Below are 12,189 nucleotides of genomic sequence, written 5' to 3'. Positions count from 1 at the left end.
TAATCGGAATTTAAAATTGAACAATTTAGAAAATTAGCCAGGCATTCATAAGCACAGCTTTTCGCAGATGCCTGATTATTTGGAGGCACAATGGCGAAAACAAAATTTTATACAGACAAAGAGCTGGCTTTCTTATTAAACCAACAGCTTATTGGTGATTGCCTGGACGATTATTTTCAGCCTGATGGTCTGGATTGTTCATTGATCAATGTTGCAGATGCCGAATTTAACATCGGTGATGAGCAACCTGTTAATTTTTATCGTATGTAAATTTGGAGAGCATCAGAGATGGCATTTATCGTACTTGGACAACAGCAGGATGAACACGCGCAATATATGCTTGAGAAGCTGAAAATGCGCGGGCTTGATGCTTATCTACTGTCTACGCACGACTTCCCGCGTAAGGTTCAGTTTAGTTATGAGCCTAATGAAGAACTTGGAAGCTTAACCCTTGCATGCGGAAAAACACTGACTTTAGATGAAATCCAAGCGGTATTTTGGCGCGGTTTTTCCGGTGTCTCGGATGAGTCTACCCGAGAAAACTACATGAGTGCGGAAAGCATTGCAGCTCAAGATGCGATGGCATGTCTGAGAACCTGGTTTTTTCTTGATAACGACACCATCTGGTTAAACAGCTGGGAAGCATTTCAGCATCATAAAGAGAAGCCGTTTCAATTGACTAAAGTAAAACGTCTGGGTGTACGCATTCCTCAGACCTATGTTGGCAACAATCTGGCGGACATCAAAACCGCGTTTAGTGTGCTCAAGCAATCTATTTTTAAGCCAGTGTTTGGGGGCGCGCATACCGAATTGCTGACAGAGGCACACCTGGAGTCAGAGCGTGTTACCGCTGCGCTGGCCAAGTCGCCTATCACCGTTCAGGAGTTTATTGCCGGCACTAATATCCGCAGTTATGTCATTGGGGATAAAGTGATTTCGGTTGAGCTGAAAAGTGATCGGGCAGACTTTCGAGAAGATGACAACATGGAGCTCCTGGCTATTGAGACTCCCGCAGAGATCATTGAGCAATCCAGGCAGATTGCACGAACTCTGCATTTGAACTGGACTGCCATTGACTGGCGAAGAAATGAGCGCGGAGAGTACTACTTTTTAGAGGCAAACCCCTCTCCGATGTTTATTGGGTTTGAGAAACGCTCAGGGATCTCTATAACTGATCACTTAGTTGATTATATGTTAGGGAAAGGCTGAGTTATTGGCACTTAACAGAGGAATAAGCAGATGAAAGAACTCAGTAAGATGGAATTCAGCACAGTGGTTGGTGGTGTGAATACGACGGCTCCTGATCAACCCTGGATTGACGTCATTGATGCGATTTTTGAATTCTTTGAATAAATTTATCTAGATATCTTCTTCAGTTATCTTGGCGGAGATATTGAGCCTGTAGTAATTAAATTTAACCATTATATAACAGTAATAAGGAAAAAATATGCACCCTTTTTCATTAGATAAGACCCAAAAGCAAAATGTAACCGGCGGAAATGTTTTCATTTCAGATCTGCTTAAAGAAAATGGCGGCCCAATTGATATCACTCAGGCTTATCCTGAAGACGGTTACGATCCAACACCTATCACTATGTAAAACGCATTGATGGCAAGACGTTGATAGAGAGTGAAGCTGCCCTGAAATACTTGGCGGAGTTATCGGGAATATAAGGCTTACTCTCGCTTTTTAACCATGTTAGAAGATTAATAAGGAAAAAATATGCACCCTTTTTCATTAGATAAGACCCAAAAGCAAAATGTAACCGGCGGAAATGTTTTCATTTCAGATCTGCTTAAAGAAAATGGCGGCCCAATTGATATCACTCAGGCTTATCCTGAAGACGGTTACGATCCAACACCTATCACTATGTAAAACGCATTGATGGCAAGACGTTGATAGAGAGTGAAGCTGCCCTGAAACACTTGGCGGAGTTATCGGGAATATAAGGCTTACTCTCGCTTTTTAACCATGTTAGAAGATTAATAGGGAAAAAATATGCACCCTTTTTCACTCAATAAAGCACAGCAAGAAAACGTGACTGGTGGTCTGCAAGAAGTTCAGATAACGGAATACCGGTGCGAAAACGGTGGGCCTATCCGAATCACTATGGCAATTCCAGAAGATGGTAAAGATCCGTTACCGCCACTTAAGATGTAATTCAAGCTTAGTTGCGAAGGGCATTCATATGCTCCACAGCACTAGGGTCGTGAACCTAGTGCTGTAAATCAGAAGAATATCAAAGGAAATCAGTATGAAAGATTTAAAGACATCTGAAGAGTTAGCGTCAGTCACTGGTGGTTTTGTTATGGGCATTGGCCTGGGCGATCCTAATGACCCGACTCGTACTATTTGCTAACGAGTCGTATCTCTTAGTTTTACTTGTTGTTCGGGGCTGAATGTGTATTCAGCCCTTTTTCTTTGCTACGTTAATGTCAGTTTGATACATGGATTTTTTTATGGATATGAGGCGCACGGCCTATGCATTAGTGATGCTGAATGAATTATTGCCTGAAATGCGCTTTTATTGTTAATTATGCTCCGTTGATTATTTACATCAAGTCAGCGCTGGACCTTGTTTGGGGTCTTTTGTCATCTGGCAGATTTCTATCTATATTATTGTTTATCAGTGATTTGACTTCTGTTCTTAGGGACTGTGGGGAAAATTCTTTACCTTTAATATTACTAAATTGTTTTGTTTTTGTGATTTACTATATATTATCGTTCAAGATGATACGAAAGAGTCACTTGGGTTGAAAAGTTGTGACTTATTCTGATTTATTAACTTGCCATTCGCTATTGCCCCAATCCGAATGAAGCCCGGGGATGAAGTGAAAGGATATGGGATCATGAGTCACCATGAATGAAGTAAGATTTTCAAGGCAGGTCAAGGAGGTGAAATTTGGAGCCTGGATACTAGATCCAAAGCACCAAAGTATCAGTGATGGAGAGGTTGAGCGAGAGCTCGAGCCCCTGTTATTTCGACTGCTTTGCTACCTTATAATCAATAATGAACAGATCATCACCCGACAAAATCTGGTAGAAGATGTCTGGTCTCAACACTATGTAGATGATAACGCTATCAATCGCGCGATGTCAGAATTAAGAAAGATTCTGAAGTCTGACAAGCAGAAAGGGACGATTGTAAAGACGCACTATCGCAAAGGGTATAGCTTTTTTCTTGAGCCAGAAATTGTTTACTATGATCATGTTGAAAAACCGTCTACGTTTTCCTCCCAGACCGGCACTGAGCCAAAACCCGCTTCTTTGCCTGGAGAATCTGAACTTTCTACCCGGGCTCAGCCCCATGTAACAACTAACAATCATCGCAAAAGCACGCTGCGGTGGCGTTATGTATTGCTACCTTTGCTCCTTGTCTTGCCTCCACTGGCCTGGTATATCTTGCCAACGGGCTTTTTTACGGGAGAGCAAAAAGTGCATACCCTCACCCGCAGTGATATTGAAGAAAGCGTACTGTCCTGGCTACCTGGTCGTTACGCCACGCTCAACCTGTCTCCTAATAAACAGCACGTTGCATTTTCTTTTATTCAGAATGATAACAAGAACTATGCACTGGTGGTTAAGTCACTGGAAAATGGACATGAGAAACGCATTGGTAACCCAGGTGTAAATTATTTTCCGGTCGGGTGGTCGGTTGATTCCAGCTTTATTTACTATCGGGCTGTGAGTGAAGATCAGTGTCAGGTGTGGCAACTGAGCGCTGATTTTATTACCAGCAACCGGCATGTTTTTGATTGTACCCTGCATTATACAACGGGTGGTGGCGTGGCGGCTGGGCGCTTTGTGTATTCAAAAAGTGGCTATCGCAACCGCGATGAATTATCTGTATTGACAAGCCGTGATCTGAGCACCGGTGATGAATTTCAAATTACCTCACCCAACCTGAATTCTTATGGCGATCGCTTTTTAACTTATGTCGCTCAGAAGCAGGTGATCCTGTTTGAACGCAGGCAGTATGAATCCAATGAGCTGTATATGACCGATCTGGACGGTGGCAATCAGATTAAGTTGTATGAGTCGGCGAACCGGATCTGGGCAGTAAACTATGATGCTGAACATGATTTAGTCAGTTGGTTTGATAATAGCGCAAATCAGCTATATCGGTTTTCTTTGGCGCAGAAACGACTACATAGTGTCGAGCAACTTCAGACTGAACAACAATATGCTAGCTCTCAGATACTGGATAGCAACACATTATTGATGGTGAGTTACCCTTTTCAGGCTGATGTATTCCTATTAGATCAGCAGACTCTTGGGCTGACAGAGCTCATTGCGAGCCCACTGGAAGACACTTCAGCTACTGAGGTCGGCGATGAATTCTTATTCCTGACACGTCAGGGGGATCAGCGTATCGTGAGAAAGCAGCAATCAGATGGTCAAATCGTGCCGCTAGCGCTGCCACAAGATAACTACACTGCATTGCGTTATAACTCTGCCAGTGATCACTTATTAGTTCAGTATAAAGATAAAATTGACGTGTATAAGTTGTCGGAGATGACTCTGGCTGACAGTATCAATGCGCAGGGGGTTGTGGTGGCTGCCGAGTTTATCGGACCTCATGAGCTTGGGTATGTGGTGGTGGATGACCACAAAGTGAAAAGCCGGGTGTTTAGCTATTCTTTGACAGAGAAAAAGGTCACTCCACTACCGACATCGGATTCATTGTGGATAGGACGTCTTGATGACGAGCACCTGGTTTCTTTGTCTTCCAGTGATAAAGTCGTACTTTACAATATCCAGTCGGGAGAGATAACCCGAACTATTGATTTACCTCAGGTGAAGTATAAGCACACGCTTGCTATAGGCGAAGGGGATATCTACCATTCTGACGGTGAAACCATCTACAAACTTGACTTCAGCGCACCATCCGTGATTTCTGAGTTCTATCATATAGATACTTCTAAATATGTGATCAGCAATATGAAATACTCCCAAAAACGTGGCGGGTTAATCCTGGATCTGATTGAAGTCGTGGAAAACCAACTGATTAAAGTCACGTTAAAAGAGACTGAGTCACTTTGATAGCTGCCCTCAGTTAGTCGTAAATTAAGTACAACAAAGCGATTTAAGAAGGGTTTACTGGACAGTAAGCCGGTACACTTTGCCCGCCATTCCCATTCTTCTCTCCCGAAGTAAGAATGGATTGCACTTTGATACAAGCTTGGCTTGTACAAATGTCTGTTATGCCTGCATTCACTTGGGCGATGCCAGCTGCGCGCCCAAGCTACCTCTCAATGCCTAACATGAGAACACGCAACATAAGTATGAAACAGCTGTTCACTGCGGTGACCATGATGCAGATTGAACTTTCCTTCGCCTTTAGGGTGTACGCGGTGGCTTTACCCGGTAAAACGTCTTGGTACAACAAACCCGTCATTTATATGGCCAGTAATATCTTTACAGTGGCCTGAATTTTTGCCTGCTTTGTTAAGCTAATCGTGCTGTGAAACTTTTGGAATACACAGGTTTTCTTGTTTTTTGTCCAAAATGAAATTATTCGGCAATCGCAGCAATTCTTACACGTAATTATTCGTATAGATAACATGTGCTTACTGGCTTTGATTGGAGGTAAGATAAGATTTAATAATTACCGAATTTATGATGGCTTGGCTAAGGTAGTTAGTAACGAAACAACACAGTTTCAATCGCACAACTAACCCAAGCAGCAGGAGCGTCAGGATGATTACATTAAAAACAAAAAAGCTAAAAACACTGTCAAAAAAAGAGATCTTGGGCGGTAAAGAGACACGCGTAATTGCAGGTGGCACTAATACAGAAACTTTTACCGGGTCAGTCGATCCAAAGCTGGATGCTTAATACGCAAATTTTTTGCATCACGTTGAGCGAACCGGCGTTGCTGCGTACTTAGTCGTAAATCGTCGCCATAGTCGCAATACTCTGATGTTGTGATGCCTGAATACAAGGAAAAAAACATTGCTGAATATGACTTTTCCCATGCTGGCCGCAGTTGCGCTTGCAGGACAGTTAACACTACAAGAGCCCAGTAGTGAGTTTTATTACTCCAGAGACTCTGTGACCGTTTTGGCCGCACCACGAGTGACAAATGGCACCTGGGTCGATAAGGGTTCGGTACTGCTGACTATCCAACCAGAGCACGGCGGTGAAAGCCATACGCTGGTATCTAAATCGGATGGTTATCTTGATTATGTTAGCGATAAATTATCTCCCGGATATCAAGTAACCGCTGGTGAGATGCTATTCATAATTCGTTCGGCACGGATACTGGCTAAACATGAACTAGCCGGACAGATCTCTGCACAGGAGGTCCATCAGCAACAGACTGTCTGGTTATGTGATCAAGCCAAAGCATGGCCTATGCGCGTTGATGAAGTAACACAAAGCAGCCTGCTGGTTTCAACGCATGTACAAGCCGGTGACTATGCAGCGTTAAAGTCAATTAGCCATAAGCCACAACTCTCCTTATACAAAGACCGACATACTTGTTTGGCTGACAGTATTAAATTGGCGTCTGACGCACACGCTGTTGACTGAATTGCTCCGCATCGCGCGCTTTGTTATTGTTTTGCCGTTCTGGCCTGAATCACTTGCTGTTTCTGCGAGCACCTGTCCTTTCTCCTCTTAACACAAACAGACACACCTTTCTCTGTCTAATGCTATAGCCGTATTCCTTGCTTCGGGTGCAAAGCACATACACCAGATACAGACTTCACAGTCCCTACCACGAATAAGGCATCAAAAGGACTTCAATACTGTTTATCTTTGCCCAAACTGCAGTTTGTTAGTGACAGTGTTGGAAGGTGGTGGATTTTGTCTCTGTAAATGTGGTGGCGATGACGCTTTAAGCTGCATTCTGGTTACACGTCGTTGGCGTCGCGCGTTCATGTGGTAATGAGGACGGAAAAATGTGCAGCCAGATAATGCGAACCCAGAACTCGCTGTCTGTTCAAGCAGACTTATCAGGATGTGTTCTAACTAGACTGGTCGCTGCACATATTGTTTATATGGTAGTCAAAGTCCGAACTTGCATTCATAGATCTCTGTCAGCGTCGCTGGGGCGTTATCGTGTTTCCAACTCTGTGCCTTGGTTCATTCAGACGAGGTATCTGAGGAGTACGAAATGGCTGAAAAATATGGAACAGAAGCGCGTTCAATATAGACTCTTATCAATACATACAGAGTTCGTTTTATCCATAATAAAAACCTGCAAGCTGCTGTATTTTAAGTTAATGTTTGTATTTTTGTGATTTTGACCAAGGTGCTTAAGTAGCGCAGTATAGGGCTAGTTTGATTTGACAACACCAACTAGACATAACTTGATCCGTAAGGAGCCGACAATGAAAGCACAACTCGAACATTATGCGCATGATCTGTTTGCCAGTAACCATGTACTGAAGTCGTCCATTGAGCAGTTTGAGACGATAGAACAAGGTGAACAGCTTTCTGGTGTATTGCAGGAAATAGCCTCACAGTCAGGGTATGAGTGTCTGGCTTTTGCTGATTTCATGCCTATGTCTACCACTGTATACGATATGAACTTATACGGTCATTATCACAGTGCATTAGAGAGTCACCTGGACACACCTCAGATGTACAGCCACTTTAAGTCGGGTATACGGATTGCCGCCATGTCGAATTTACTGGCCCATGCAGATGAGCTTGATCACCTGTATGCATTGCCCTTGCGCGGCGTGTCGGGGATTGTGGGAGGACTGGTGTTTAATATTCCTGAAGACGTTGCGAAGCAAAGCAGCATTGAATCCATTGATTGGTATTGGACGCTTTTGTCTCCTTATTTACTCAATGCGGCCTTGCGCTGCAGAACCGTCAGACTTTCAATCACTAAGCGGGAGCGAGACTGCCTGTTGTGGGCTTCAGAAGGCAAAACTTCCTGGGAGATTAGCCAGATCCTGGGTATCACCGAGCGTACAGTGAATTTCCATCTCACGAACTGTATAGAGAAAACTCAAAGTGCAAACCGCCAACAAGCAATTGTTAAATGTATTATCAATAACTTAATCTAGCTTTTTGAGTAAGTTTTACGGCTGTATGCCAAGTACTGCATTCGATACAGACTATGGAGGTAACCATGTTCGGGTTCGGCAATAAAAAATTAAGCAAAGAAATTATTTGGGGTGTAGGACCGTCAGAATCCCAATCGGGCAGCCTGCTCCCCACAGACACTAAACGTGACTTGTTTGACCTGTAATCACGCACTGCCGTGCGATGTGCTGTGTTAGCGCATTATCGTACGGGCGTGGTGCTCTGACCCACTGGCAAATATACTGAGGAGCCGTGTTGTCGTTAGTGGTCAGGCAATGAGCAAGCCTGGAGCTTCACTCCACACACGCAGAGCTTACTGCTCACCTCTTACCGCCCAGCCCTTACCTGTGAACACTTGACGTTCAAGCCAGATCTATTTTATCTGCACATCTATTCTTAGCTGTGGTACATAACCCCGGCAGTATCATACTAACGATACCCAACTCTGTACTGATATAGAGCTTTGCGGCATCGGTAAGGTTTGGTGTACTTTCGCATGTACATGGTGCTTGAGTGATGTGCCAGACCAAAGCCCCGTGGCTGGTCAATAGTAACAGATAAGCAAATCATCACTTACAGACTGGGCGGCCCGGCCAGAAAGACATGTGTTTCGACAGTTGTCGTCTTAAGTGAAGCAGGCATAAACCTGGCAGGCGTTGGCAGCGCTTGATACCCCGGCACAGCATAGTGTTGTGATTCAATAAAATCGGACGCTTAATTAAGCAAGTTGGTATTAATCAGTTTAAGGAGTTAGTCCGGCCTTACGGGTAAACCCCCCTTACTCAACACCTCAGCCTTAGGCAGAAATTCACGCAATGTATCCATCGCAGGTAGAAATGTCAGTGTCTCAGCGGCAGTTTCGCGCATAAGCGATGTGAGCCAGAATGAAGTTACTTCATTGAGTGGTTGGTATAAGGTACTGACTGGAAAAGAAAAAAGGGGCCACATTGCTGTGAACCCCTTTACAATCATGATTTGGTTGACTGAGCGCTTTATTCGTATCGCAGCGCTGCAGATGGTTTGGTACTGGCCGTTTTAAAGACCTGTGTAGCAACGGTCAGCCAGGTGATGGTGCCGACCAGGGCGGCTGCGACCAGGTAAATGGCATAGGGATGTGCAACACGTTCGTTAAAGTTTGTGAGCCAGTCACTGACCAGCCAATAGGCCACAGGAAACGCGATGAGCGCACTGCCTAGCACCAACTTAATATATTCCATAGCCAATAAGTTAATCAGCTGAGGACGCGTGGCGCCTAATACTTTGCGGATGGCCACCTCTTTACTGCGACGCTGGGCGCTGAAAGAAGATAAACCAAAAATGCCAATGACGGTCAGGAATATGGCCAGGGCGGTGAAGGTGAAGATCACCTTAGATGCTTGCTGATCTCCCTGATAAAGCAGCTGATAGCGCTTGGAGATTGACTCAACATCTGCACCAACAACACCGAGATGCTTTTGCAGTACCTGCTGAACTTCCTGACGCAATGGTGCCAGGTCGGTTCGGTTATGCGCCAGCACAAGGTTGGCCTGCGACATCCGGCTGTAGCCACAAATAAAGAACAGTGCAGACGATGCATCGCGAGAGGAGCCAATTTTAATGTCGTCCACAATCCCAACGACTTTTGCACGGATACTCTGACTCTCTTTATTGCCTATCACCACGCGCCAGGTCTGGCCTATGATGCTATCCATGTCGACCTGATTGGCCTGCATGGCAATATCGCGACTGATAATGATACTGGCACTGGGCTGTGCTTCATCGCCTTGCTGATACCAGTCACTACTAAACTGGCGACTGAAGTCCCGACCATGTAGCAAGGTGAGGCCCTGGTTCTCGACAGTCTGGTAGCCGGTGCCAATAAAAGGGATCGGCATATTAGCGGGATCGGCACCTGGCCAGATTAATCGCGCCGAGGTATTGGTGCTGCTGGTCAACGCGGTGTCACTGACGCCAACACTGGTGACACCGTCCAGGCGTTGCAGAGCATCCGTCAACGCAGAGCGACTGCTAAATACTTCGGTGGCATTCAGGCCGCGGATCTCCAGGCGATTTTCTTTGGCATAGCCGGTGTCGAGTGTGGTGAGAAAGACCAGTTGATGATAAAGCACATAGGTTGCGATGATCAGGGTAATAGATAATGCAGCCTGAGCAACCAGTAAAGACTTACGCACCCAGATGGCAGTGGCGCCACGTTGCAGGTCACCACTGAGCACGCGTTTTGCGTCAAACGAAGCGATAAACAGGGCCGGATATAAACCCGCAATGACACCCACCGTTACTATGGTTGCACTAAACAGCGCGATAAAGGGAAGGGTAAACGTCAGTGCCAACGATTTATCAACCAGCTGATTAAACCAGGGCAGTGCGAGCTCGACGAATACCAGGGCCAGTAAACCGGCGATCAAGGTGATCAGCACCGATTCCAGTAAGAATTGCAGCATCAGCTGAAAACGCGAAGCGCCCAGGGCTTTTTTGACGCCCACTTCTTTAGCACGCTGCGCCGCCTTCGCGGTGCTCATATTAATAAAGTTAAAGCTGGCAACCAGGATCAATAAGATACTCAGGCCAATGCTGATATGAACATTATCGGCAGAGCCATTGGCTTTGAATTCAAACCGGGAATGGCCATACAGGTGGATATCCAGCAGTGGCAGCAGTGTCACCCGAACCATGTTTTTACCGTTATAAACCATTTCGTTGTATTGCTCTGTGAGCACTTGTTCGAGTTGTGTACGCGGCAGCTGTGCAGAGTCATCGAACCGGGTACGCAGATAGACATAGGCATCATTGCTTTGCAATGCAGGCTGCCCGGCCTGTGAGGGGGTCATGGCGGCAAGGCCATTAAAATCAAAGTGGGTGTTGTCTGGCAGGTCAGCAAAGACAGCAACCACACTCCAGGTAATATCACTTTGCACGAGTGTCTGACCAACCACGTCGCTCTGGCCAAACAGACGGATCGCTTGGGTCCGTGACAGGGCGAGCTTGGCCGGTTGTGTTAGCGCTGGTGCAAGCTTGCCATGTAGTATATCCAAGGAGATAAACTGAGGAAGGTTATCTGTGGCTGCGAACACCTTATCTAATTTCTGTTGTTGTCCGCGGATCTGGATATCACTGCCATGACGCTGACTCAGATTGAGCAGGTAGAATGCGGCTTCTATGTCATTGAGTTTGGTAAACTCAGCTGCCATAAGCGGGCTGGATACAGGTGCATCAAGACCCATAGAGGGCCAGCTTTGTTCAAGCCTGAAAGTGTGACTGGCATTAGGCTGGTGGTCATCATAGCTGAGTTCAAATTGGCTATAGAGAGCGATTAATAACGCCGCACCCAGACCGATGGCCAGCCCGGTGACGTTGAGCAAAAGGTGGAACTTCTGTCTCAAGAAGGCCCTTAGTGCGCCCATCAGATAGAGTTCAAGCATACACCGCCTCCGGCACGCTTTGCCGAGCAGCCGGGCGCTCATGCGAGATTATTTCACCATCCAGTAGCCGCACAGTCTTGTTGCCGTACAAGGCATCTTGCTCCGAGTGTGTCACCATCACTATGGTGGTGCCGTCTCGATTGAGCTGCTGCAAAAGCTGCATCACTTCTTCACCATTTTGTGAATCGAGGTTACCTGTTGGTTCATCGGCCAGGATCAGGCTTGGGTTGCACACTAAGGCGCGTGCGATGGCGACACGTTGCTGCTGACCACCAGACAATTGTTGCGGAAGGTGGCCGGCACGATGGGCCAGATTGACCCGAGTCAGCATGGCCTGTACTTGTTCCTGGCGCTGCTTTTTGGCCACCTTTTGATAGATCAAAGGCAGTTCAACATTTTGCGCCACGGTCAGGTCATCAATTAAATTAAAGCTTTGGAATATAAAGCCCAGCTGACGCTTTCTTAGCTCTGCCAGCTGTTGTTCGCTGTAGCGTTCAATGGCTTGATTTGCAAATAGATAGGTGCCGCTGGTGGGGCTGTCTAACATGCCCAAGATGGAAAGTAAGGTTGATTTTCCACAACCTGATGGTCCCATGATGGCAAGAAAATCTCCTTGCTCAACATGCAGGTCGATGTTGTGTAGCGCCGTGGTTTCGACCTCTGAGGTGCGAAATACCCGGTTAATTTGTTGTAGTTTTATCATGATTGTTCTCGGTTTGTTGAGGT

General features: G+C 45.9%; 12 protein-coding genes. 10 read left to right on the top strand and 2 right to left on the bottom strand.

What is annotated here, in order from left to right:
• Positions 1-90: 90 nt before the first annotated feature.
• The 10 genes from ELR70_RS24480 (at position 91) to ELR70_RS25800 (ending at position 8,025) form a co-directional block, all read left to right on the top strand.
• Positions 91-270: a hypothetical protein gene (locus tag ELR70_RS24480; RefSeq protein ID WP_054016173.1), complete on the top strand. Its 180-nt coding sequence runs from the start codon at positions 91-93 to the stop codon at positions 268-270.
• Between the two features lie 18 nt (positions 271-288).
• Positions 289-1,209, top strand: coding sequence for a hypothetical protein (locus tag ELR70_RS24475; RefSeq protein ID WP_054016172.1), 921 nt, complete (start codon positions 289-291; stop codon positions 1,207-1,209).
• A gap of 238 nt (positions 1,210-1,447) precedes the next feature.
• Entirely contained in the window at positions 1,448-1,600 is a 153-nt protein-coding gene (locus ELR70_RS25000) for a hypothetical protein (RefSeq protein ID WP_160317392.1), read from the top strand.
• Positions 1,601-1,723: 123 nt separating this feature from the next.
• Complete coding sequence (locus ELR70_RS24995; protein ID WP_160317392.1) at positions 1,724-1,876, top strand: hypothetical protein; 153 nt, start codon at positions 1,724-1,726, stop codon at positions 1,874-1,876.
• 123 nt (positions 1,877-1,999) lie between these two features.
• Positions 2,000-2,161, top strand: a complete 162-nt coding sequence (locus ELR70_RS24990; protein ID WP_160317391.1) for a hypothetical protein — start codon at positions 2,000-2,002, stop codon at positions 2,159-2,161.
• A gap of 699 nt (positions 2,162-2,860) precedes the next feature.
• Complete coding sequence (locus tag ELR70_RS24470; protein ID WP_054016171.1) at positions 2,861-5,044, top strand: winged helix-turn-helix domain-containing protein; 2,184 nt, start codon at positions 2,861-2,863, stop codon at positions 5,042-5,044.
• A gap of 242 nt (positions 5,045-5,286) precedes the next feature.
• Entirely contained in the window at positions 5,287-5,433 is a 147-nt protein-coding gene (locus tag ELR70_RS24985) for a hypothetical protein (RefSeq protein ID WP_160317390.1), read from the top strand.
• 268 nt (positions 5,434-5,701) lie between these two features.
• Complete coding sequence (locus tag ELR70_RS24980; protein WP_160317389.1) at positions 5,702-5,839, top strand: hypothetical protein; 138 nt, start codon at positions 5,702-5,704, stop codon at positions 5,837-5,839.
• Positions 5,840-5,956: 117 nt separating this feature from the next.
• Complete coding sequence (locus ELR70_RS24465; RefSeq protein ID WP_128064758.1) at positions 5,957-6,535, top strand: hypothetical protein; 579 nt, start codon at positions 5,957-5,959, stop codon at positions 6,533-6,535.
• Between the two features lie 803 nt (positions 6,536-7,338).
• Complete coding sequence (locus tag ELR70_RS25800; RefSeq protein WP_054016169.1) at positions 7,339-8,025, top strand: helix-turn-helix transcriptional regulator; 687 nt, start codon at positions 7,339-7,341, stop codon at positions 8,023-8,025.
• 1,011 nt (positions 8,026-9,036) lie between these two features.
• On the opposite strand, the gene ELR70_RS24455 is transcribed toward ELR70_RS25800, so the two are convergent.
• Positions 9,037-11,463 carry an ABC transporter permease gene (locus ELR70_RS24455; protein WP_054016168.1) on the bottom strand — a complete coding sequence of 809 codons (2,427 nt, stop codon included), beginning with the start codon at positions 11,461-11,463 and terminating at the stop codon, positions 9,037-9,039.
• Positions 11,456-12,166 (bottom strand): ABC transporter ATP-binding protein, encoded by a 711-nt coding sequence (locus ELR70_RS24450; RefSeq protein WP_054016167.1) that lies wholly within the window; start codon positions 12,164-12,166, stop codon positions 11,456-11,458. The genes ELR70_RS24455 and ELR70_RS24450 overlap by 8 nt, the downstream gene beginning before the upstream one ends.
• Positions 12,167-12,189: the final 23 nt, after the last annotated feature.

This window comes from Pseudoalteromonas sp. R3, from assembly GCF_004014715.1.
GTDB lineage: Bacteria > Pseudomonadota > Gammaproteobacteria > Enterobacterales > Alteromonadaceae > Pseudoalteromonas.
Note: the sequence above shows the minus strand (reverse complement) of the source record. Positions and strands in the feature narration are given on the sequence as shown.